The following is a 22,292-nucleotide window of genomic DNA, read 5'->3' as shown; positions in this document are numbered from 1 at the left end:
CACACAGAAGGTTCACGGTCCAAGCGGTGTGGTGCAGAACTCCTCGATCGCGTCGAGGTGCGCCGGCTGCAGCCCGCGCCGCGGGTCCGGCCGGATGAGCAGGGCCCGGCCGTCGCGGACCAGCTCGTCGTGCAGCGGGCCGGGCTCGGGCACCTCGACGTCGTCGGTCCACACCAGCCGGCGCCCCTCGCGCAGCACCGTGCGGGCCGCGGCGAGCTTGGCCACCGAGAAGTCGGGCACCTCCCCGAACGCGCGGTCCAGGCCCGGCAGCTTGAAGAGGCGCTCGACCTCGCCCGGCCACGCGCACCACGTCGAGCACCAGCGCACCTCGGCCACCCCGTCGCGGTGCAGCCGGCGGATGCGCTGCACGAGCGCGGGCGCCCAGCGCAGCCGCCACTCGGCGCCGAGCGCGTGCGCGCGGCCCTGGAACGGCGCCGCGCCCCAGCCCGGGCGCTTCGCGTTGATGACGCCGTCGACGTCGAGCAGCCACACCGGCGGCGGCTCGCTCCACCGCTCGTCGCTCAGGTACGGCATGGGGGGAAGGTACCTCCTCCGCGCCCCGGCACCAATGGGCCGATGCGAACAACGGCGCGGTAAATGCATTGTGCGGGCGGCACGGAATGCGTACTGTATTCATCAGCACCGAGAAGACACGAACCGGGAAGAAGGAGGAAGCCATGCAGCGGCGCCGCGAGCTCGAAGCCAAGCGCGCCATGGGCGGCCTTGCCCTTCCGGTCGCCGGTTATGCCTGTCTGAACTGCGATAACGCCTCGGGCCGGTGGAGCGGCTAGCAGCCCGCTAGCGACGCCTCCGCCGCCCTCCCCACCGGGGACCGGGCGGCTTTTTCGTACCTCCGCTCCACCATTCACGACGATTCGTGAATGGGCGATCGAACGCGCCCCGGTGCATTCGTGCAATTGATAAGTACACAGTGGATGGCACACGCATGGTGGTTCTTTGTGTGCCGCACGGCGGGCTGTCCCGCCGGCGGCGCCATGGGCTTGTGGCGCAGCGGTAGCGCATCGGTCCGGCAGACCGAGGGTCAGCGGTTCGCGAATCCGCTCAGGTCCACTCACGCCGTCGTAGCTCAGTGGAAGAGCAAGGTCCTGTCGAGGCCGAGGTCGCCGGTTCGAACCCGGTCGACGGTGCGTGGTGCAGTTGCCCTCGTAGCCCAACGGCAGAGGCACGACGTTGAGGACGTCGACGGTGCGCGTTCGAATCGCGCCGGGGGCACTTCGTGTGTGACGTGCGTGTCTGACGTGCGTGTCCGACAAGGCGCGGTGGACGAATGGGGAGAGTCACCGGGTTTTCACCCCGGAACGTTGCGGGTTCGAGTCCCGTCCGCGCTTCGACGTGCCGCTGGCTCAACGGGTAGAGCAGCCGACTCTTCATCGGCGTGTTCGGGGTTCGAGTCCCCGGCGGCGCACTGGCAGGGTAGAGGAGCTCGGTCGTCCTCGCCGGTCTCATAAGCCGGAAATCGCGTGGTTCGAATCCCGCCCCTGCATCCACGTTCCGATGTCGCCCAACGGCAGGGCAGACGGCTGTTAACCGTCCAGGTCCCGGTTCGAATCCGGGCATCGGAGCCCGCACCACCGTTTCCGACGGGACCGGCCGCGTCAACGGGGGCCGGCCGGTCCCGTCCCTCGAGCGGGCGCGCCGACGCTGGAGAGTCGGGGCTGGCTGTAAACCAGCTGCTGTTGCTGAGGGGGTTCGAATCCCTTCGCCCGCACACATGCCTTCGTAGCTCAGCGGAGAGAGCATCAGGTTCCGAACCTGAGGGCCGCTGGTTCGAGTCCAGCCGGAGGCACGCACGGCCATATGCCCGAGTTGGTCCAAGGGGCTCGACTGCAAATCGAGACATGCCGGTTCGAATCCGGCTGTGGCCTCGTCACCACCCCGCGTGTCGCCATCCACTGTGGACTGCCCACCGCAGGCGGAGCGTCGGCTGCTCGGCCGCCCCTCATAAGGGCGGAGTGCCCGGATCGACACCGGGGCCTGCGACTCGTTCCGGGGAGCGGATATGTCCGATCGCTCCGCGTCCGGACATATCCGATTTATACCCCGACAGGCGACAAGTGGCTCGCAATCGCCCGGCGGCGGGGTCAGGCCGGCGGGGCGTTCCACAGGCGCAGGGACGGGGCGCCGTGCTCGTGGCCGAGCACCGAGACCGTCGCGGTGCCGAGGGTCAGGTGGGCGCCGAACGCCAGGGGCTGCTCCAGCCACCGCGCCGCCAGCGAGCGCGACGCGTGGCCGTGGCTCACCACCGCCACGTCGCCCAGGACCAGCATCGGGCGGAGCTTGCCGATGAAGCGGTCCATCCGGATCGTCACCTGCTCCGGGGACTCGCCGTCCGGGCAGCCGTCGCGCCACAGGTCCCAGTCCGGGGCCTCGGCGCGGATCTCGGCCGTCGTGCGCCCCTCGTAGGTGCCGTAGTCCCACTCCGCGATGTCGTTGTCGATCTCGGTGACGATCAGGCCGGCCAGCTCCGCGGTGCGGCGGGCCCGGTGGCGGGGGCTGCTGACGACGGCCACGAAGGCGCGGTTGGCCAGCGCTCGGGCCAAGGACCGGGCGCCGTCCTCGCCCACGGCCGTGAGGTCCAGGTCCGTCGTCGAGGTGTGCTTGCCGGCGGCGCTCCACTCGGTCTGCCCGTGCCGTACGACCACGATCTCACCCATCCGCACATTGTGCCGGTTGCGGCCGCGCCGTGCCCGCAAACGTGCACGACCGCGGCCCGCCTGGGCGATCGGCGGGCGGCGCACTACGCTGCACCGCGTGGACGGGGTTCTGGTGCTCTGGGATGTGGACCACACGCTGGTCAACGTGGACGGGCTGGGGCGGGAGGCCTACAACCTGGCCTTCAAGCGGCGCTTCGGGGTCGCGCCCGCGCATCAGCCGCCGATGGCCGGGCGGACCGACCTGGCGATCGCGAAGGACATGCTGCGCCTCAACGCGGTGCCGGTGACCGTGGGGAACCTCGAGGACCTGCGCGCGGGGGCCGAGACGGCGATGGACGAGCTCGCGCACCTGCTGCCGGAGCGGGCGCGGGCGCTGCCGGGGGCGGCCGAGGCCGTGGCCGAGGTCCGCACGCGCACGGTGCAGTCGCTGCTGACCGGCAACGTGCGGCACATCGCCGAGGTGAAGCTGACGCCGTTCGGGCTGGCCGAGCACCTGGACCTCGAGGCGGGGGCGTACGGGTGGAGCCACGAGGTGCGCGCGGAGCTGGTGGGGATCGCCCGGCACAACGCGCACAGCCGGCACGGGCGGCGCTTCGACCGGGTGGTGCTCGTCGGGGACACGCCCGAGGACGTGGTCGCCGCGCTGACCAGTGGCGTCGGGGTGGTGGCGGTGGCGACGGGGCGGTACACCCGCAGCGAGCTGGAGACCGCGGGAGCCCACGAGGCCCTGGACGACCTGGCCGACCTGGACCGGGTCCTCGACGCGATCAGACGGGCCGCGCGCTAGGGCGGTGCTCGTAGGGCGTCGACAGCACGACGGTCGTGCGGGTCGTGACGTTGGCCGCGGAGCGGATCTCCTGCAGCAGCCGCTCCAGGGCGAGCGGGTTCTCCACGCGCACGAGCAGCATGTAGAAGTCCTCGCCGGCCACGGAGTAGCAGCTCTCGATCTGCGGCAGCTTGGCCAGCCGGTCGGGGGCGTCGTCGGGCTGGGACGGGTCGAGCGGCCGGATCGCGACGAAGGCGGTCAGCGAGAGGCCGAGCGCGTCGTGGTCGACCTTCGCGGTGTACCCCTTGATGACGCCGCGCTGCTCCAGCCGCCGCACCCGCTGGTGCACGGCCGACACCGACAGCCCGACCCGCTCGGCCAGGTCGGTGTAGGACAGGCGGCCGTCGACGGCGAGGGCCGCGACGATCGCGCGATCGGTCTCTTCCACGAGCGAACCCTAACCTGCCGGGCAAGCGGTTACAGCGATCGGGAGATCACCACGCGCTGGATCTGGTTGGTGCCCTCGAAGATCTGCAGGACCTTGGCCTCGCGCATGTACCGCTCGACGGGGTGGTCCGACACGTATCCGGCGCCGCCGAGCACCTGGACCGCGTCGGTGGTGACCCGCATCGCGGTGTCGGTGCAGAACAGCTTGGCCTTGGCCGCCTCGGCGGTGTGCGGGAGCCCGGCGTCGCGCAGGCGGGCGGCGGCGAGGTACAGCGCCCGGGCGGCGGCGATCTGCGTCGCCATGTCGGCGAGCATGAACCCGACGCCCTGGAACTCGGCGACCGGCCGGCCGAACTGCTCGCGCTCGCGGGCGTAGGCGGCGGCGTAGTCCAGCGCCGCCTGGGCGAGCCCGACGGCGCAGGCGGCGATGCCGAGCCGGCCGCCGTCCAGCGCGCTTAGCGCGATCCGGAAGCCGCCGCCCTCCTCGCCGATGAGCCGGTCGGCGGGCACGACCGCGCCGTCGAAGACGAGCTGGGCGACGGTCGAGGAGCGCAGGCCCATGGTCTTCTCGGGCGCCTGGGCCTCGACGCCGGGGGGTGGCGCCGTCGACGAGCAGGCAGGAGATGCCGGCCGAGCGCCCCTCGGTCTCCGGGCCGCCGGTGCGCGCGAAGACGTTGTAGAAGTCGGCCTGGCCGGCGTGGGTGATCCAGGCCTTGGTGCCGCGCACGGTCCAGCCGTCCGGCCCGGCCGCGGCCCGGGTCTTGAGGGCGGCGGCGTCGGAGCCGCTGTGCGGCTCGGAGAGGCAGTAGGCGCCGAGCCGCTCGCCGCCGAGCATCTCGGGCAGCAGCTGCTTGCGCTGCTCGGCGGAGCCGAAGGCGGCGAGGGGGTAGCAGGCGAGGGTGTGCACGGAGACGCCCTCGGCCACGGCCAGCCAGCGGGCCGCGAGCTCCTCGAGGACCTGCAGGTAGAGCTCGTAGGGCACCCCGGCCCCGCCGACCTCCTCGGGGTAGGGCAGGCCGAGCAGCCCGGCCCGGCCGAGGACCTTGAACAGCTCGCGGGGGAAGCGGCGCTCCGCCTCGAACTCGTCGACGCGCGGCGCCAGCTCGCCGTCGGCGATCTCCCGGACGAGCCCGATGAGCGCCGCGCCCTCGTCCGTCAGGAACGGCCGGTCCACGGTCATGCCGGCACCTCCGCATCGCTGCGGCGCCGGCATGACGAAGCCCTGCGCCTCTGGTGAGCGGCCACTCCGCTTCGCTCCGTACCGCTCACAGGATCACCAGCTCCGTGCCGATGGTGTTGAGCCGCTCGACGCCGTCCTCGGTGCACACGACGATGTCCTCGATCCGCGCGCCGTGGCGGCCGGCGAGGTAGATGCCGGGCTCGATCGAGAACGCCATGCCGGGCTCGAGCGGGGTCTCGTTGCCGGCCACGATGTAGGGGTCCTCGTGCCCGTCGAGGCCGATGCCGTGGCCGGTGCGGTGCAGGAACGCGTCGCCGAAGCCGGCCGCGGCGATGTGCCGGCGGGCGGCGGCGTCCACGGACTCGGCGGTGACGCCGGGGCGCACGGCCGCGACCGCGGCGCGCTGGGCCTCGTGCAGCACGGCGTAGTAGGCGGCGAAGTCCGCGGGCGGCTCGCCGACGCAGTAGACACGGGTGGAGTCGGAGCAGTATCCGTCCGGCATCGCCCCGCCGATGTCCACGACGACCGGCTCGCCCGCGCGGATCACCCGGTCGGAGACGCCGTGGTGCGGGCTGGCCCCGTTGGGCCCGGCGGCGACGATGGTGAACTCGACCGTGGCGTGCCCGGCCTCGCGGATGCCGGCCGCGATGTCCGCGGCGACCTCGGCCTCGGTGCGCCCGGGCCGCAGCCACTCCCCCATCCGCCCGTGCACCGCGTCGATGGCCCGCCCGGCCCGGCGCAGCGCCTCGACCTCGGCCGGGGTCTTGCGCAGGCGCAGGCCGCGCAGGACGGCGCCGGCGAGGGCCTGGGTCGCGTCGGGCAGCGCGTCGCGCAGGGCGAGGACCTGCTCGGTCCACATGCGGTTGCCGAGCCCGACGGTCTTGGCGCGGTCACCGAGGAGATCGCGCACGATGTGGTACGGGTCGCTGCCGTCCTCGTGATCCACGAGCCGCACGCCGACGGACTCGGCCGGGGACGCCTCGGCCGCCGGGCGCTCGAGGCGCGGGACGATGAGCACCGCGTCGCCGTCGGCGGGCAGGACGAGGAGCGTGAGGCGCTCCAGGGCGTGCGCGTCGTAGCCGGTCAAATAGCGAAGGTCCGCGCTCGGGCCGATGAGCAGGGCGTCGAGCCCGGCCTCGGCCGTGGCGCGCTGGGCGGCGGCCAGCCGGTCGGGGGAATACAGCTCCACACGCACAGCTTAACGTTCGTTTGGTTTCTGTGTGACCCATGGGGCTCCGGGCCGCGGGGCGATCCAACGGATAGGGTGATTGATCTCGGAACGTGGCGTAGTCTGGGCGCGAAGTTTGAGTAAGGGCCCGACCTCCAGAGACGAGCCACCCATCTCCATGAGCCGCCCAAGCGCGCCGACGCCCACCGAACGGGTCGCCGACCCGTTCGTCCACGAGGCGTTGCTGTACGAGGGCGTCATGGGCTTCCTCGACGGCACCATGAAGGTCATCTACGAGGGGTTCTCCCTCGACGAGCCGACCATCGTCGCCGCCACACCCACCAACGTCAAGCTGCTGCGCGAGCGGCTGGGCGCATTCGCCGAGGGCGTCGAGTTCCTCGACATGACCGAGGCCGGGCGCAACCCGGGCCGGATCATCCCCTGGGTGCTGTGCCGGTTCATGGACCAGCACCCGGGCCGCCGGGTGCGCATCGTCGCGCAGACGGTGTGGCCCGAGCGCACCGCCGAGGAGTATCCCGGCTGCCTGCAGCACGAGGCGATGGTCAACGTGGCCCTGTCCGGCCGCGACGTGACGCTGCTGTGCCCGTACGATCTCGCCCGCCTCGACCAGAAGCGCATCGACGACGCCCAGCGCACGCACCCGGTCATGGTCGACGACAACGGCCGCTACCCGTCGGGCACCTACGACCCCTTCGGCGCCGCCGACGCCGGCAACGTGCCGCTCTCCGAGCCCCCGGCCGGCGCGACCACGCTGCGCTTCGAGCTCGAGAGCCTGGTCGAGGTGCGCCGCCAGGTGGCCGAGGTGGGGCTGGACGCCGAGCTGGTGCCGGATCGGATCGTGGACCTGCAGAGCGCCGTCAACGAGCTCGCCACCAACAGCATCCAGCACGGCGGCGGCTCCGGCACGCTGCGCACCTGGTACGACGACCGCCGCGTGGTCTGCGAGGTGCGCGACTTCGGCCACCTCACCAACCCGATGATCGGCCGCCTGCGCCCGCCGCACGGCCGCGGCCGCGGGCTGGTGATGGTGCACTACCTGGCCGATCTCGTGCAGCGACACACCAGCACGACCGGGACCACCACCCGCGTCCACGTTCTGCGCTAGCCTCCCCAGGGTGGACCGCCCTCTGCTGCTGATCGACTCGGCCAGTCTCTACTTCCGCGCGTTCTTCGGCGTGCCCGAGGCCGCCGCGAAGGCGCCGGACGGCACCCCGGTCAACGCCGTGCGCGGATTCCTCGACATGCTCTCCACGCTCATCAAGGGCCGCCGGCCCGACCGGATGGTGTGCTGCCTCGACGAGAGCTGGCGCCCGGCCTGGCGGGTCGCGCTGCTGCCCTCGTACAAGGCGCACCGGCTCACCCCGGCCGGCGGCGAGGAGGTGCCGGACGCGCTGTCGGCCCAGGTGCCGATCATCCTCGAGTTCCTGACCGCGCTCGGCATCACCGCCGTGGGCGCGCCGGACTTCGAGGCCGACGACGTCATCGGCACGCTCGCCTACCGCGAGCCCGGCCCGGTCGAGGTGGCCACCGGCGACCGGGACCTGTTCCAGATCATCGACGACGACAAGCCGGTGCGGGTGCTGTACTGCGGGCGCGGCGTCGCCAAGCTCGAGGTGCTCGACGACGCCGGGGTGCACGGCAAGTACGGGGTGCCGGCGGCCGGCTACGCGGACCTCGCGGCCCTGCGCGGCGATCCGAGCGACGGGCTGCCCGGGGTCACCGGCGTCGGCGAGAAGACCGCGGCCCGGCTCATCGACCGCTACGGCAGCCTCGACGGCATCCTCGCGGCGCTGGACGACCCGGGCTCGGGCTTCGCGCCGGGGCTGCGGGCGAAGATCGAGGCCGGGCGGGAGTACCTGGCGAGCGCGAAGGACGTCGTGGCGGTCTCGCGCGCGGTGCCGCTGCCCCCGCTGGAGACCAAGCTGCCCTCGGCGCCGGCCGACCCCGACGGGCTCATCGCCCTGGCCGAGCGGTGGGGCCTGGCCGGTGCCACCAAGCGGATCGTCGACGCCCTATCAGCCTGACCCGTCAGCCTGAGACGCGCACCGGCTCGACGCGCCAGATCCGGTCGCAGTAGTCGCGCACGGTCCGGTCGGAGGAGAAGAAGCCGCACCGGGCCGCGTTGAGCACCGACATGCGGGCCCAGCCGTCCTGGTCCCGCCACGCCCGCTCGACCTGCTCCTGGCAGTCGAGGTAGCCGCGGTAGTCGGCCAGGGCCAGGTACTCGTCGCGGCCGAGCATCGCGTCGACGACCGGCGCGAAGAGGGACCGGTCGCCCTTGGCGAAGGTGCCGCTCGCGATCAGGTCGATGGCCGCGCGCAGGTCCGGGTCGGTCTCGTAGTACGCCCGCGGGTTGTAGTCCCGGCGCAGCTCGGCCGCGTGGGCGGCGTCGAGGCCGAAGAGGAAGAAGTTCTCGGCCCCGACCCGGTCCCGGATCTCGATGTTCGCGCCGTCGAGGGTGCCGATGGTGACGGCACCGTTGAGCGCGAGCTTCATGTTGCCCGTGCCCGACGCCTCCTTGCCGGCCAGCGAGATCTGCTCGGACAGGTCGGCGGCCGGGATGATGACCTGCGCCTTGGTCACGTTGTAGTCCGGCTGGAGCACGACCTTGAGGTGGCGCGACACCACCGGGTCGGTGTTGACCGCCTCCGCGACCGCGTTGACGAGCCTGATCAGCAGCTTCATGGAGTGGTACCCCGGGGCGGCCTTCCCGCCGAAGAGCACGGTGCGCGGCACGACGTCCAGGCCCGGGTCGTCCCGCAGCCGGTTGAACAGCGTGATGACGTGCAGCAGCTTCAGATGCTGGCGTTTGTACTCGTGGAAGCGCTTGATCATCACATCGCACAGCGCGTCCGGGTCGAGGACCACCCCGGTCGACTTCTCCACCAGCGCCGCGAGGCCGGCCTTGTTCGCGCGCTTCACGGCCCGCCAGCGCTCGAGGAACGCCGGGTCGTCCGCGGCCGGCACCAGGCCCTCGAGCCGGTCGAGATCGGTGATCCAGCGATCGTCGCCGAGCCGCTCGGTCACCAGCTCCGACAGCCGCGGGTTGGCCAGGCGCACGAACCGGCGCGGGGTGACACCGTTGGTGACGTTGTGGAACTTCTGCGGCCACAGCTCGGCGAAGTCGCGCAGCGTCGTCTCGGCGAGCAGCTTCGTGTGCAGCTCGGCGACGCCGTTGACCGCGGTGGAGGCGACGACCGCCAGGTGCGCCATCCGCACCCGCTTCTCCGGCTCCTCCTGGATGATCGAGAGCCGGCGCATGCGGTCGCGGTCGCCCGGGTACGTCGCCTCGACCTCCTGCAGGAAGAAGTAGTTGATCGCGTAGATGATCTCCATGTGCCGGGGCAGCAGCCGCTCCAGCACGGCCACCGGCCAGGTCTCCAGGGCCTCGGGCAGCAGCGTGTGGCAGGTGTAGTTGAAGGTGCGCCGGGTGATGGACCACGCCAGGTCCCAGTCCAGCTTCTGCTCGTCGACGAGCAGGCGCATGAGCTCGGTGACGGCCATGACCGGGTGGGTGTCGTTGAGCTGGATGACGACCTTGGCCGGGAACGCGTCCCAGCCGGAGTTGCGCAGGCGGTACCGGCGGATGATGTCGCGCAGGGAGCACGCGACGAGGAAGTACTGCTGCTTCAGGCGCAGCTCGCGGCCCTGCTCCGTGCTGTCGTCGGGGTAGAGCACCTTGGAGATGTTCTCGGCGCGCGTGATGTCCTCGACGGCCTCCTTGTACTGCCCGGCGCCGAACCGCGACAGGTCGAAGGACTCGCGGCTGGCCCGCGCCTGCCACAGCCGCACGATGTTGACGGTCTGCGTGCCGAAGCCGGGCACCAGCATGTGGCTGGGCTCGCCGCGCACGGTCTCGCCGGGCGTCCACTGCCGGCGCAGCCCGCTCGGGTCGTCCAGCGCGGGCGCGGTGCTGCCGTAGAACCCGACCCGCTGCCGGTCGTCGGGCGCGGAGAACTCCCACGGGTTGCCGTAGAACGTCCAGTCGTCGGGCCGCTCGACCTGGGCACCGTCGCGGAAGGCCTGCTTGAAGATGCCGAACTCGTACCGGATGCCGTAGCCGACCGCCGGGATGTCCAGGGTCGCCATCGAGTCGAGCAGGCACGCGGCGAGCCGTCCCAGCCCGCCGTTGCCCAGCCCCGGCTCCACGTCGAAGCCCTCGAGATCCTCGAGGCTCGTGCCGAGCCTGCCCGCGATCTCGCGCGCGTACCGCTCGGTGTCGGTGTAGAGCAGGTTCTGCCGCAGCTGCCGGCCGAGCAGGTACTCGGCGGAGAGGTAGTACACGAACCGCGGGTTGGCCTCGTAGTGCGCGGCGGCGGTCTTCGCGTACCGCTCGATCAGCCGGTCCCGCACCGTGAGCGCGAGCGTGTGATACCCGTCGGAGCCACTGGCCGACTCGAGGGTGGTGCCGCGCCGGTAGTACAGGTTGCTGATGAGATCCCGCTCGAACTCATCGAGCGTGCTGCCGACGGAGCGCATTCTGGGGCGGGGCCGGGCATCGGTCACTGCCCTATTATCCGCTTTCGGCCGCGCGGCTCGCGGGAGTTCACGGTCCCGCCGACGAGCCGCCCCCGCACGTTCGCCATCGCGGGCCGATATGTCGGACGCTCCGCGATCCGACATATCGGACTTTTCGCCTGTCGGGCGACATGTCAGCATCCAACGCCCGGAGGTGGCCGTCGGCCTTCGACCACCCCGACGCGGCCCAGCCACCGGCGCGGTCGCACAACGCCGGGGCGAGAGCAGCCAGAACGGCACCGAGCCATCGCGCGGCGCAAGCCATCGCGCGGCGCAAGCCATCGCGCGGCGCAAGCCATCGCGCGGCGCAAGCCATCGCGCGGCGCAAGCCATCGCGCGGCGCAAGCCATCGCGCGGCGCAAGCCATCGCGCGGCGCAAGCCATCGCGCGGCGCAAGCCATCGCGCGGCGCAAGCCATCGCGCGGCGCAAGCCATCGCGCGGCGCAAGCCATCGCGCGGCGCAAGCCATCGCGCGGCGCAAGCCATCGCGCGGCGCAAGCCATCGCGCGGCGCAAGCCATCGCGCGGCGCAAGCCATCGCGCGGCGCAAGCCATCGCGCGGCGCAAGCCATCGCGCGGCGCAAGCCATCGCGCGGCGCAAGCCATCGCGCGTCCGGCGAACGGCCGTCGGCCACATCGCCGCCAACCACCCCGACGCGGCCCAGCCGCCGGCGCGGTCGCACAACGTCGGGGCGAGGGCAGCCGGAACGGCACCGGGCGCACGGGCGGCGCGGGCCGGTGCCGACGGTGCCGGCGTGGCTGACGCGAGCCGGCGCGTGTCGGGCGAGATGTCGGACACTCCGCGATCCGACATCTCGGACTTTTCGCCTGGCAGGCGATATGTCGTTATTCAGCGCCAGGAGGCGACCGTCGGCCGACGCGGGCCGAGCCGACGCCGCCACGAGGGCCGGGCTGGGCCGGTGCCGCCGACGCGTGACGGCCGGCCGGACCGGTGCCGCCGACGCGGGCGGGCGCCGCCGGTGCCAGTGCGGCCGGCGCGGGCCGGCGCCAGTGCGGCCGACACGGGCCGGCGCCGCCGGTGCCAGTGCGGCCGACGCGGGCCGGCGCCAATGCGGCCGACGCGGGCACGCGCTGGAATACAAGCCGGACGTCTGCTGACAGCCGTCGGCACGCCGCAACCAGGACTGGCGCAAGCGCCCCGGACGACACCAAGGTGCTCACCAGCGCCGCCGACACAGAGCCAGTACGCGGCGGGCCGATATCGCCCGGCCCCCGGCGACCAGGCCGCGGTGCGCGGGCAATAGAGCACACCGTCGGCCAACCGTCGCGCTGCGCACAAGTACGGCCGGGCCTCCGCGGAAATGGCACGAAGAACCGCGCCGCATCCATACCGCCGTGTCCGATAAATCGGACAGCCCCGGTTTATCCAGCGACGACGAGCGATGCGAAATGGACCATTCGGAAATGCGACGCTCAGCGGCCGCGCTGGCGACGGGCGTCCGCGATGCCATTGGCCGCCCGGGCCGCGAAGCCCTGCCCCGGAGCCTGGCCGTTCGCCGGGGCCGCGCTCGCGCCGCCGCCGATGGCGCCGCCGCCGATGGGGCCGCCGCCGAAGATCGGGCCGGCGTCCTCGCGCATCGCGCGGCCGGCGGCGATCTTGTCGCGCACCGCGGCCGCCTCGGCCTGCTCGCGCTCCGAGGGTACGGCCATCACGGCGCTGGCCAGCGCGATGACCACGACCAGGACGAAGAGGACGATCGGGGCCAGGAACCAGTTGACGTCCACGCCCGGCACGGTGTCGGTGGTGTGCGTGAGGTGGACCTGCATGGCGTACATGCCGGTGTAGTGCATGCTGCAGACCGCCACGCCCATCACGGCCGCCGCGGCGACGGTCGCGATCATGCCGCGCACGACGATCGTGAACCACAGGGCCACGGTCGCGGCGACGATCGCGATCGCGTAGGAGGCGACGAACAGGCTGGTCCTGTACTCGAAGCTGCCGTTGATGTTCATCGCCTTCATGCCCGTGTAGTGCATGAACGCGACCGAGACGCCGGTGATCGGGCCGCCGACGAGGACCTTCCACAGCTTCGGCTTGCCCAGCCCGACAATGAACAGGCCGACGCCGACGGTGATGACCGCGATGAAGAAGCTCGCGACCGTGATCGGCACGTCGAAGCGCAGCGGGCTGTCCTGCACGCTGAAGCCGACCATCGCCATGAAGTGCATGACCCAGATGCCGGTGCCGCCGATCGACCACGCGGCGAGCACCAGCAGCCACGCGCGGCGGCGGGTGTCGGTGGCGACGCGGGCCCGTGCGGTGCTCACCAGGCCCAGCAGGGAGCCCAGGAATGACATGGCGAAGGCGAAGATCGGCGTGATGGCGCCGTACGTGAAATGGTGCAATTGACCCACGATGTCCTCCGTCAAAGCACGCGCGCAGATATGCACCGCGAACCGGCGAGAGCATCATTGCGGATCCGAGCGATTTTTGCGAATCCACCTCACGTGCGAAAACGCAAAAACTATCCCATTACGCTATACGCGAGTACGCCACGAGTAACGGCCGTCATCGCCTGCCGGGCCGTACGCCGGACCGTCTCGGGCGCCCCGGAGGCGTCGGTGAGCTGCCCGAGCAGGTCCAGCACCTGCCGCGACCAGCGCACGAAGTCGCCAGCTGGCATATCGCCCTCCAGCCCGTGCACGCTGCCGAGCACCTTGGTGAGCGATTCGCCACGGGCCCAGCGGTACATCGGCCACGCGAACCCGAGATCCAGCTCACGGGTCAGCTGCAGGCCCCGCGAGTCCTCGTCGTCGCGCAGGTCGGCCCAGAGCTTCAGGGTCGCGTCGATGGCGTCGGTGACCTCGCCCCGCGGTACCGATGCCCGGTCTTCCGCTTCCCGGCGGGCCTCGTAGACGAGCACGCTGACCGCGGCGGCCAGCTCGGCCGGGCCGAGCTTGTCCCACACCCCGCGGCGCAGGCACTCGGCGACGAGCAGGTCGGTCTCCGACCAGATGCGGGCCAGCATGCGCCCGGCGTCGGTGACCACGCCGGCCTCGGAGAGGTAGCCGCGGTCGGTGAGCAGCCCGCAGACCCGGTCGAAGGTGCGCGCCAGCGAGCCGGTGCGGCTGGCGACCTTGCCGCGCAGGCCCTCGGTGTCGCGCTCGAGGCGGTGGCGGCGCTCGGCCCAGCGCGCGTGCTCCTCGCGGTCGGGGCAGCGGTGGCAGGGGTGGCGGCGCAGCGACGCGCGCAGCGACTCCAGCTCGTGGTCGTCGGCCGCGGCGGCGTTGCGGGACCGGGTCGGCCGGCCGCGCTCCGGCGGGGCGAACTCGACCCGGCGCAGCTGGGAGGCGAGGTCGCGGCGGTCCTGGGCGGAGCGGTAGTTGAACTGCCGCGGCACCCGCACCCGGCCGAGCGGCTCGACGGGCTGGGTGAAGTCGGCGCCGGAGATGCGCCCGGCCCAGCGGTCCTCGGTGAGCACGAGCGGGCGCGGCTCGCCGAAGCCGCCGGTGCCCGGGTCGATGACGATCGCCAGGCCCGAGCGGCGCCCGGCGGGCACCCGGATCACGTCGCCGGAGCGCAGCCGCTCCAGCGACTCCAGCGCGGCCGCCCGGCGCTGCTGCACGCCCTGGCGCGCGATCGTCTTCTCCCGGTCGGCGATGGCCACGCGGATCGAGAAGTACTGCTCGAAGTCCCCGAGGTGGCAGGCCATCTCCCCGGCGTAGGTCGCCATGGTCTCGGCGTTGCGCTGCACCTGGCGGGCCAGGCCGACGACCGAGCGGTCGGCCTGGAACTGCGCGAAGGAGCTCTCCAGCAGCTCGCGCGCCTCCGCGAAACCGACGCTGCCGACGAGGTTGACGGCCATGTTGTACGACGGGCGGAAGCTCGACTTCAGCGGGTACGTGCGCGTGGAGGCGAGCCCGGCCACGTGGCGGGGATCGATCTCCGGCGCCCACACCACGACGGCGTGGCCCTCCACGTCGATGCCCCGGCGCCCGGCCCGGCCGGTGAGCTGCGTGTACTCCCCCGGGGTCAGGTCGACGTGGGCCTCGCCGTTGAACTTGACCAGCCGCTCGAGCACCACGCACCGGGCCGGCATGTTGATGCCCAGCGCCAGGGTCTCGGTGGCGAAGACGGCCTTGACCAGCCCGCGGACGAACAGCTCCTCGACGACCTCCTTGAACGCCGGCAGCATCCCGGCGTGGTGGGCGGCGAGCCCGCGCTCGAGGCCGTCGAGCCAGTCCCAGTACCCCAGGACCTGCAGATCCTCGCTCGGGATGTGCTTGGTGCGCTCCTCGACGATGGTGCGGATCTCGACGCGCTCGTCCGGCCCGGTCAGGCGCAGCCCGGCGCCGAGGCACTGCTGCACGGCGGCGTCGCAGCCGGCCCGGCTGAAGATGAACAGGATCGCGGGCAGCAGACCCTCGCGGTCGAGCCGCTCGACGATCTCCTGGCGATAGGGGCCGGTCCAGCGGCCGCGCTTGCCGCGGCGCAGGTCGCCGCCGGCCAGTTCGACGCGGCGGAGCATTTCGCGGTGGTACCGCAGCAGCTCCGGATGCACGTCGTGCTTCTGCGCCGCCTCGGCGTCGTGGAACAGGTCGAACATCCGCTTGCCCACGAGCATGTGCTGCCAGAGCGGCACCGGCCGGTGCTCGCTGACGACCACGGTCGTCTCGCCGCGGACGGTCACGAGCCAGTCGGCGAACTCCTCGGCGTTGGAGACGGTCGCGGACAGCGAGACGAGCGTGACGGACTCGGGCAGGTGGATGATCACCTCCTCCCACACCGCGCCGCGGAACCGGTCGGCGAGGTAGTGCACCTCGTCCATGACCACGAAGGAGAGGCCCTGCAGGGTCGCGGAGCCGGCGTAGAGCATGTTGCGCAGCACCTCGGTGGTCATGACCACCACGGGCGCGTCGCCGTTGATCGCGTTGTCGCCGGTGAGCAGGCCCACCCGCTCGGCGCCGTAGCGCTCGACGAGGTCGTTGTACTTCTGGTTGGACAGCGCCTTGATGGGCGTCGTATAGAAGCACTTGCGCCCCTGCCGCAGGGCCAGGTGCACGGCGAACTCGCCGACGACCGTCTTGCCGGCGCCGGTGGGGGCGCACACCAGCACGCCCGTGCCGCGCTCCAGCGCCGCGCACGCCTCGGCCTGGAAGTGGTCGAGGGCGAACGCCAGCTCCTCGGCGAACTCGGTGAGCGCCGGCTGCCGCGAGGCGCTCGCGGCCCGCTGCCGCGCGGCCTCATAGCGGTCTGCGGGGCTCGTCCCAATGTCCTCAGTACCGCTCACGCTCCCAAGGCTAGGCGAAGCAAGCCCGGATCCGCTCCTAGGTATCGTGCTGGCGTGCCGGAAAGCGACGAGTCACTCCCTTCCCGACGGCCGATCGAGGCGGTGCTGCTGGACTTCCACGGGACACTTGCGCAGGTCGAGGACCCGGTGCGGTGGGTGACCCGGGCCGCCGAGAGCCTCGGCAACACCCTCGACCGCGGCAAGGCGACTGTTCTCGCCGACCGGCTCACCACCGCCGGGCGGGCCGGCGGCCCCAAGCCCCAGCGGGTGCCCGCGCACCTCGCCGAGGTGTGGGCGGATCGCGACCTCTCCACGCACGCGCACAGGGCCTGCTTCACGGGCCTGGCCGCGACCGTCGACGAGGAGCTGGCGACACCGTTGTACGACCGGCTGCTGCTCGCCGACGGCTGGGAGCTCTACGCCGACACCGTGCCGACGCTGCGGGCCCTGCGCGCGGCCGGGGTGCCCGTCGCGGTGGTCAGCAACATCGGCTTCGACCTGCGCGCGCTCGCCGCCGAGCTGGGCTTCGCCGACCTCGTGGACGCGTTCGTCCTCTCCTACGAGGTCGGGCGGGTCAAGCCGGACCCGGCCATCTTCTGGAACGCGTGCGCCACCCTGCGCGTCGACCCCGAGCGGGCGCTCATGGTCGGCGACACCCCGGCGGACGCGGGCGCCGCGGCGGCCGGCTGCTCCGTGCTCGTCCTCCCGGAGAGTGAACCGGGCAAGGTACACGGACTGGGAGGAATCCTGCGGCTGCTGTAGGGGCCGGTCCGGGGACGGGATTGAATTCCGGCCGCGCCGGGAAACAGTGTCGCAACACCGCCTCTGTGCTTGTCGCGATGGTGTTCGGCGACGACAGTGCAGACAACGACACGAATTTTTTCTGCGGAGGTACGTCATGCCGTTGAACCGCTGGGACCCCACGAGCGCCCTCGCCCGCCTCGAGCAGGACATGGGCAACGCCGCGCATCACGCCCACGCCGCGTCGGTGCGCACCGCGACCGACGGCGACGATCTCGTCATCACCGTCGAGGGCATCGACCCGTCCAACGTCGACGTCCAGGTCTCCGGCGGGCGCCTGACGATCAAGGGCGCGGGCGGCAGCAGTACCTCGGAGAGCCACGACGCCGGCGGCGCGCACTTCTCGTCGTCCTCGTCCAGCTCGTCCTCGTTCTCCCGGAGCTTCTCGGTGCCGGACGACGTCGAGCAGTCGGACGTGTCCACCGAGCCCTCGGGCAACGGCGTCAAGGTGCGCATCCGCAACGCCGCCTGAGCCCTCAGGCCAGGAGGGTGAGCGCTCCTGGTACACACGACATGGTCACGGGGAGTGGGCAGATCCGCTCCCCGTCGGCGTATGCGGTGATCCCCGCCCCGTCGATCCTGATCTCCTTGGCCCGGTGCGTGCTGACCCGGCGGTCGCGCACGTGCGTGCCCTTGAGCACCTTCGGCCGCAGCCGCATGAGCGTGAGCCGCCCGAGCGGCTCGGCGACGACGACGTCGAGCAGCCCGTCGGTGGGGTCGGCCCCGGGCGCGATGCGGAAGCCGCCGCCGTAACTCTCGGTGTTGCCGACCGCGACCAGCACGGAGTCGAAGACGGTTTCCGTGCCGTCGAGGCTCATCGTGTACCGCCTGGGCCGCAGCGCCAGCAGCTCCTCGACGATCGCCCGGTTGTACCGCTGCGGCCCCTTCGGCCACCGCATGCGATTGGCGCGCTCGTTGACGAACGCGTCGAACCCGGCCGCGAGCACCGCCCCGAACCAGGCCCGGGTCCCGTCGTCCCCCTCCAGCCGCACCAGGTCGATCGCGCGCGTCCGGCCGCTGCGCAGCGCGTCGGCGACGGTCGCGGCGGCCTCGAGGGGGTCGCCCGCCAGCCCCAGCCGCACCGCGAAGTCGTTGCCGGTGCCCGCCGGGACGATCCCGAACGGCGTACCGGTCCCGGCCACGGCCTGCAGCCCGAGGTGGACGGTCCCGTCACCACCCATGGCGACGAGCGCGTCACACCGCCCCTCGGCAACGGCCCGGCGAGCCCGCTCCTTCGCGTCGGCGGCCGAGCTCGCGCCGAAGACCTCGACACTCGCCCCGTACGCGCCCAGCCTCTCCCGCACCGCAGGCAGCAACGCGGCCCGGCGACCCTTGCCGGCGGTGGGGTTGGCGAGCAGCGCGATGTTCACGGGCGAGACTGTAAACGTTCAACGACTCGGCCGCGACCAACCGCCGCGCCGCTTCTTGCCGCTTCCGCCGCCTCGACCTCGCCGCGCCACCCGCGCTACCGTTCTGCCCGCCGCGTGCTGAGGGCCTCCGCACCGCTTCTCGATGCCCCTCGCACCGTATCGCCGCGCATTCGCCCGCTCGGCTGCACCGCGCCGCTTCCTGACCCGCGAGGTCACGCCCTGCCCCGCGCCCGGGCGCGCCGCCGGATTCGGATTTATCGCCCGTCGGGGGATAAACCTAAAAAGTCGCGGAGTGCCAGCGCTTGACTTTCGCGCAAAACGGCGCCCCGGTCTCGGAAGACCGGGGCGCCTTGAGCTGAGCTGGACGAGCGCTGTTTACGTGAAGTCGTCGTAGCGGCTGTCCAGCGGCTTGGGCTTGTCGACCGCCGTCGGGGCCGCGACCGGGGTCGGGGCGTCGATCTTGTCGTAGCCGTCGATCGGGCTGGCCGCCTCGACCGGTTCGACCTCGTAGTCATCCAGCGAGGAGACCTCGTCGTCGCCGATGCCCGCGTAGACCGGGCGGTTGCGGCCCCGGCGACGATCGTTGAGGATCGCGAAGCCCACGGACGCGAAGTACAGCGCCGACAGCGCCAGCGCGAGAGCCGACATGCCGAATGGGTCGGCGGTTGGCGTTGCGATCGCGGCGAAGATGAAGGTGATCATCACTGCGAAACGCCACCAGCCCAGCAGCCGACGGCCGGTGATGATGCCCGCGATGTTGGCCAGCATGACGCCGAGCGGGAACTCGAACGCCAGGCCGAACACCAGCATCATGCCGGTCACGAAGTCGACGTATCTCGTGATCTCCAGCGTGGTGGTGATGCTGTCGTCGGTGATGCTGAGCAGGAAGATCAGGCCCTCCGACACGACCAGGAACGACAGGTACGCGCCGGCCGCGAACAGCGGTCCCGCGAGCCCGCCGAACAGGTACGCCCACCGACGCTCGTTGCGGTGCAGACCCGGAGCGATGAACGCCCAGAGCTGGTAGAGCCAGACGGGCCCCGACAGAATCAGCCCGACCCAGAGCGAGATCTTGAGCTTGAGTACCAGAACGTCGGTGACGCCGAGCTGAACGAATGGGCACTTCCAACCGGCCGGAAGCGCCTTGTTCGCCGCCGCTTCGATCGCCTTGTGCTCCATCAGCTGGCAGTACGGATTCTGGATGAAGTGCAGCACCGGCTCCGCGAGCCACCAGGCGGCGATCGTGCCGATGAGGATCGCCAGGCAGGCACGGAAGAGCCGGGTCCGGAGCTCCCGCAGATGCTCCAACAAGGTCATGGAGCCATCTGCGGCGCGCTCGAAGTTCGACGGCGGCTTGCTACGCCGCCGGGCGAGGATGCTCACGACCGGAGCGCGCCTCAGCGCTCGCGAGCGTGGTCAACCGGGTCGACGCGCGGGCTCGGGGAGGCCTGGTTGTCGGCGATCTCACCCCGCAGCGGCTCACGACCCGACTGCGCCTCGGCCTTGGCGTCGACGTCGTCGTCCGCGAGGCCCTTGGTCTCCGCCTTGATGATCCGCATCGAGCGGCCGAGCGAACGCGCCGCGTCGGGCAGGCGCTTCGCGCCGAACAGCAGGATCAGCACCACCACCAGGACGATGATGTGCCACGGCCTAACTGCACCCATGTGAAGCCACCTCACTATGTTTGAGCTGCCGCACCCATCGTACTGACCACCGGAGGGTGAGGGCAGAGGCCGGGGTTTGCGGGATGGAGTCCGGCCGCTGAAGTCCTGACGAGTGTTGACGCCGGGCGGCCCGATCGTCAACCATCCGACCGGACAAAGGTGCGGTTTGCCCGGGTTTTACTGCCAGGATTGTTAACTGTTCTCAACCGCCCGCTGCTTGGCGGCCTGCTGAGCAGCCATCGCCTCCAGCTGCGGCAGCATCTGCTCGACGGTCTGCTGGAGCGTCGCGAGGCGCGGCTCGACCCGGCGCTGGCCGTCCTCCAGGCGCGCCTGCATCGCCCGGGCCGCGTTGTCGAACGCACGCAGCCGGCTCATGACGCTGAGCGCGACGACGATCAGGACGATCAGCGCGAGCAGGACGATGCCGCCCGAGATCCACCACAGCACGTGATCGACCTTAGTGCACGTAGGCCGCCAGCGCCGCGTTCGCCTCGGCGACGACCGCCTCGGCGAGCACGGCGGGGGCCACGACGGTCACCTCGGCGCCGAGGCGCAGCACGAGCCGCCGGGCCCAGTCGAGGTCGGAGGCGCGCAGCGAGACCGTCCAGTGCTCGCCGGGGCCGCGCTCGACCGTCTCGCACGGGTACTGCTCGGTGATCCACCGCGCCCCCCGCCCAACGCGCAGGGTCACCAGCGGCAGGTCCGGCGTCGGGGTGAACAGCGTGCCCGTGCGGGTGTCGGTCGGCCGGGCCCGCGGCGGCACCTGCGCGGCCTCGTCGAGCTCGGTGGAGGCGTCGATGCGGTCGACCCGGAAGAGCCGGACGGCCTCGGCCCGGCGGCACCACGCCTCCAGGTAGGCCCACCGCCCGACGACGAGCACGCGCATCGGGTCCACGACGCGCTCGGTGGTCGCGTCGCGGGTGGCCGTGTAGTACGTGATCCGCAGCGCGCGCCGCCGGTCGACGGCCCCGCGCAGCTCCTCGAGGCGGTCGGAGGCGCCGGGGAGCCGCACCGCGACGGGCGCGTCGGCGAGATCCCCGGCCGCGTGCTCGATCTTCGCGAGGGCCCGGTGCACGCCGTCCCCGGCGGTGACGCCCGGCGTCTCGGCGAGCATGCGCAGGGCCACGATGAGCGCGAGCGCCTCGTCGGGCGTGAGGCGCAGCGGGCGGCCGATGCCGGCGTCGTAGGTCAGGGTCACGCTGTCGCCGACGAACGCCATGTCGATGAGGTCGCCGGGGCCGTAGCCGGGCAGCCCGCACATCCACAGCAGCTCGAGGTCCTCGCGCAGCTGACGGTCGGTGATGCCCTGGTCGGCGGCGGCCTCGGCGATCGTGATGCCGGGGCGGGCCTGCAGGTAGGGCACCAGGTTGAGCATGCGTGCGAGGCGGTCCGCGGAGTTCGTCATGCCGGCACCCCGACCTGCGAGCCGGCGGGATCGTAGGCGGCGGCGATGGCCCGCAGCCGGCGCACGACACCGTCACGCAGCTCGGGCGGGTCGAGGACGACCAGATCCGCGCCGTACCCCACCAGCCAGTCGGCGAACAGATCGGCGTCGGAGTAGCTCAGGGTGAGCCGGTCGCCGTCGGGCCCCGGCACGCACTCCTCGGCCCAGCGCCTGACCCCCGCGGCCTTCTCCGGCCGCACGAGCACCGTGGCGCGGCCGACCCGCTCGACGGGCCCCGAGAAGCCCGCGACCTTGGCGATGAGGTCGGTCTTGGGCGGCTCGTAGGCGCCGCGCCGGCCGATCCGCCGCACCCCGCTGACGATCCGGGACAGGCGGAAGCAGCGCTCGGCGCCGCGGTCGAGGTCGTGGCCGACGACGTACCACCGGCCGCGCCAGCACACCACGCCCCACGGCTGCAGGCGGCGCACGCCGGCGGCGTCACGCTCGGGGACCTCGTAGGAGAAGGTGACCGCCTGCCGGTCACGTACCGCCGCCGTCAACGGCTCGAAGGCCGGATCGACGGTGACGACGGCCTCGACGCCGAGGGTGGCGTGCGGGTCCACGTCGATGCCGCCGGCCCGCAGCTTGGCCAGGCCCGAGGACGCCGCCGCGGCCAGGCCGGTCTGCTGCCACAGCCGCACCGCGATGCCGACCGCGGCCGCCTCGTCCGGGGCCAGCGGGATGTCGGGCAGCGCATACTCCCGCCGGGCGATGCGGTAGCCCTGCTCGTTGTCGAAGATGCTCGCCGTGCCCATCTCCAGCGGCACGCCCAGCTCGCGCAGCTCCGACTTGTCCCGCTCGAACTTGCGCTGGAACGCCTCGTGGTCGCGCTCGTCGTTGGGATCGTGCTCGTAGCCCGGCACGATCGCCGCGATCTGCTCGGCGGTCAGGAAACGGCGCGTAGCGAGCAGGCAGATCACCAAATTCACCAGGCGCTCGGTTCGAGTCCGCGACACGCAAGCGAACCTACCAGGCCGAACGCCTGTT

At 72.0% G+C, this 22,292-nt stretch carries 18 protein-coding genes, 10 tRNA genes and 1 pseudogene; 15 read left to right on the top strand and 14 right to left on the bottom strand.

The window, feature by feature from the left end; genetic code table 11:
- Positions 1-12 precede the first annotated feature (12 nt).
- The gene (locus AC6JBM_RS05815) at positions 13-534 is read right to left on the bottom strand and encodes an HAD domain-containing protein (protein WP_497982572.1); all 522 of its coding nucleotides are present in this window, start codon (positions 532-534) and stop codon (positions 13-15) included.
- 463 nt (positions 535-997) lie between these two features.
- Here AC6JBM_RS05815 and AC6JBM_RS05810 point away from each other — a divergent pair.
- From AC6JBM_RS05810 to AC6JBM_RS05765, 10 genes are all read left to right on the top strand, one after another.
- A tRNA-Ala gene (locus AC6JBM_RS05810) sits at positions 998-1,071 on the top strand.
- A gap of 5 nt (positions 1,072-1,076) precedes the next feature.
- Positions 1,077-1,148 (top strand) — tRNA-Asp (locus AC6JBM_RS05805).
- Positions 1,149-1,160: 12 nt separating this feature from the next.
- A tRNA-Leu gene (locus AC6JBM_RS05800) sits at positions 1,161-1,233 on the top strand.
- A 41-nt stretch (positions 1,234-1,274) separates the two neighbouring features.
- Positions 1,275-1,349: transfer RNA gene (locus tag AC6JBM_RS05795), tRNA-Glu, on the top strand.
- 4 nt (positions 1,350-1,353) lie between these two features.
- A tRNA-Lys gene (locus AC6JBM_RS05790) sits at positions 1,354-1,426 on the top strand.
- A gap of 1 nt (position 1,427) precedes the next feature.
- A tRNA-Met gene (locus tag AC6JBM_RS05785) sits at positions 1,428-1,508 on the top strand.
- A gap of 3 nt (positions 1,509-1,511) precedes the next feature.
- Positions 1,512-1,583 (top strand) — tRNA-Asn (locus tag AC6JBM_RS05780).
- Between the two features lie 64 nt (positions 1,584-1,647).
- Positions 1,648-1,729, top strand: a tRNA-Tyr gene (locus tag AC6JBM_RS05775).
- A gap of 5 nt (positions 1,730-1,734) precedes the next feature.
- A tRNA-Arg gene (locus AC6JBM_RS05770) sits at positions 1,735-1,807 on the top strand.
- Between the two features lie 5 nt (positions 1,808-1,812).
- Positions 1,813-1,886, top strand: a tRNA-Cys gene (locus tag AC6JBM_RS05765).
- A 216-nt stretch (positions 1,887-2,102) separates the two neighbouring features.
- Here AC6JBM_RS05765 and AC6JBM_RS05760 read toward each other — a convergent pair.
- Positions 2,103-2,675: a histidine phosphatase family protein gene (locus tag AC6JBM_RS05760; RefSeq protein ID WP_497982571.1), complete on the bottom strand. Its 573-nt coding sequence runs from the start codon at positions 2,673-2,675 to the stop codon at positions 2,103-2,105.
- A 97-nt stretch (positions 2,676-2,772) separates the two neighbouring features.
- On the opposite strand from AC6JBM_RS05760, the gene AC6JBM_RS05755 reads away from it, so the two are divergent.
- On the top strand, positions 2,773-3,462 hold the full coding sequence (locus AC6JBM_RS05755; protein WP_497982570.1) for an HAD family hydrolase: 690 nt from the start codon (positions 2,773-2,775) through the stop codon (positions 3,460-3,462).
- Here AC6JBM_RS05755 and AC6JBM_RS05750 read toward each other — a convergent pair.
- The 3 genes and pseudogenes from AC6JBM_RS05750 to AC6JBM_RS05740 form a co-directional block, all read right to left on the bottom strand.
- Positions 3,443-3,889 (bottom strand): Lrp/AsnC family transcriptional regulator, encoded by a 447-nt coding sequence (locus AC6JBM_RS05750; protein ID WP_497982569.1) that lies wholly within the window; start codon positions 3,887-3,889, stop codon positions 3,443-3,445. The two genes, AC6JBM_RS05755 and AC6JBM_RS05750, sit on opposite strands and share 20 nt — an antisense overlap.
- Positions 3,890-3,918: 29 nt before the next feature.
- Positions 3,919-5,068 (bottom strand): annotated as a pseudogene (locus AC6JBM_RS05745) (acyl-CoA dehydrogenase family protein).
- Between the two features lie 85 nt (positions 5,069-5,153).
- Positions 5,154-6,257 carry a M24 family metallopeptidase gene (locus AC6JBM_RS05740; protein ID WP_497982568.1) on the bottom strand — a complete coding sequence of 368 codons (1,104 nt, stop codon included), beginning with the start codon at positions 6,255-6,257 and terminating at the stop codon, positions 5,154-5,156.
- A 157-nt stretch (positions 6,258-6,414) separates the two neighbouring features.
- Between AC6JBM_RS05740 and AC6JBM_RS05735 the strand changes: the two genes are divergently transcribed.
- Both AC6JBM_RS05735 and AC6JBM_RS05730 read left to right on the top strand, forming a co-directional pair.
- Positions 6,415-7,362, top strand: coding sequence for an anti-sigma factor RsbA family regulatory protein (locus AC6JBM_RS05735; RefSeq protein ID WP_497982567.1), 948 nt, complete (start codon positions 6,415-6,417; stop codon positions 7,360-7,362).
- Positions 7,363-7,372: 10 nt separating this feature from the next.
- Positions 7,373-8,281: a 5'-3' exonuclease gene (locus AC6JBM_RS05730; protein WP_497982566.1), complete on the top strand. Its 909-nt coding sequence runs from the start codon at positions 7,373-7,375 to the stop codon at positions 8,279-8,281.
- Positions 8,282-8,285: 4 nt separating this feature from the next.
- Here the strand turns inward: AC6JBM_RS05730 and AC6JBM_RS05725 are convergent, their stop codons facing one another.
- The 3 genes from AC6JBM_RS05725 to AC6JBM_RS05715 form a co-directional block, all read right to left on the bottom strand.
- Positions 8,286-10,763 (bottom strand): glycogen/starch/alpha-glucan phosphorylase, encoded by a 2,478-nt coding sequence (locus AC6JBM_RS05725; protein ID WP_497982565.1) that lies wholly within the window; start codon positions 10,761-10,763, stop codon positions 8,286-8,288.
- Positions 10,764-12,208: 1,445 nt separating this feature from the next.
- Positions 12,209-13,150, bottom strand: coding sequence for an MHYT domain-containing protein (locus AC6JBM_RS05720; RefSeq protein WP_497982564.1), 942 nt, complete (start codon positions 13,148-13,150; stop codon positions 12,209-12,211).
- A gap of 110 nt (positions 13,151-13,260) precedes the next feature.
- Positions 13,261-16,026, bottom strand: coding sequence for a DEAD/DEAH box helicase (locus AC6JBM_RS05715; RefSeq protein ID WP_497982563.1), 2,766 nt, complete (start codon positions 16,024-16,026; stop codon positions 13,261-13,263).
- A gap of 54 nt (positions 16,027-16,080) precedes the next feature.
- Between AC6JBM_RS05715 and AC6JBM_RS05710 the strand changes: the two genes are divergently transcribed.
- Positions 16,081-16,788 (top strand): HAD family hydrolase, encoded by a 708-nt coding sequence (locus tag AC6JBM_RS05710; RefSeq protein ID WP_497982562.1) that lies wholly within the window; start codon positions 16,081-16,083, stop codon positions 16,786-16,788.
- A 136-nt stretch (positions 16,789-16,924) separates the two neighbouring features.
- Positions 16,925-17,299: an Hsp20 family protein gene (locus AC6JBM_RS05705; RefSeq protein ID WP_497982561.1), complete on the top strand. Its 375-nt coding sequence runs from the start codon at positions 16,925-16,927 to the stop codon at positions 17,297-17,299.
- A gap of 4 nt (positions 17,300-17,303) precedes the next feature.
- Here AC6JBM_RS05705 and AC6JBM_RS05700 read toward each other — a convergent pair whose 3' ends face one another.
- From AC6JBM_RS05700 to AC6JBM_RS05675, 6 genes are all read right to left on the bottom strand, one after another.
- The gene (locus AC6JBM_RS05700) at positions 17,304-18,197 is read right to left on the bottom strand and encodes a diacylglycerol kinase (RefSeq protein ID WP_497982560.1); all 894 of its coding nucleotides are present in this window, start codon (positions 18,195-18,197) and stop codon (positions 17,304-17,306) included.
- Positions 18,198-18,572: 375 nt separating this feature from the next.
- On the bottom strand, positions 18,573-19,514 hold the full coding sequence (gene tatC, locus AC6JBM_RS05695; protein ID WP_497982559.1) for a twin-arginine translocase subunit TatC: 942 nt from the start codon (positions 19,512-19,514) through the stop codon (positions 18,573-18,575).
- A gap of 80 nt (positions 19,515-19,594) precedes the next feature.
- Positions 19,595-19,861 carry a Sec-independent protein translocase subunit TatA gene (tatA, locus tag AC6JBM_RS05690; protein ID WP_350613357.1) on the bottom strand — a complete coding sequence of 89 codons (267 nt, stop codon included), beginning with the start codon at positions 19,859-19,861 and terminating at the stop codon, positions 19,595-19,597.
- Positions 19,862-20,053: 192 nt separating this feature from the next.
- A complete protein-coding gene (locus tag AC6JBM_RS05685; protein WP_350613355.1) occupies positions 20,054-20,308 on the bottom strand; it encodes a hypothetical protein in 255 nt (84 codons plus the stop codon).
- A gap of 10 nt (positions 20,309-20,318) precedes the next feature.
- Positions 20,319-21,266: a helix-turn-helix transcriptional regulator gene (locus tag AC6JBM_RS05680; RefSeq protein ID WP_497982558.1), complete on the bottom strand. Its 948-nt coding sequence runs from the start codon at positions 21,264-21,266 to the stop codon at positions 20,319-20,321.
- The gene (locus AC6JBM_RS05675; RefSeq protein WP_350613351.1) at positions 21,263-22,261 is read right to left on the bottom strand and encodes a helix-turn-helix transcriptional regulator; all 999 of its coding nucleotides are present in this window, start codon (positions 22,259-22,261) and stop codon (positions 21,263-21,265) included. The genes AC6JBM_RS05680 and AC6JBM_RS05675 overlap by 4 nt, the downstream gene beginning before the upstream one ends.
- Between the last annotated feature and the right edge of the window lie 31 nt (positions 22,262-22,292).

It is taken from the genome of Dactylosporangium thailandense (genome assembly GCF_059739745.1).
Note: the sequence above shows the minus strand (reverse complement) of the source record. Positions and strands in the feature narration are given on the sequence as shown.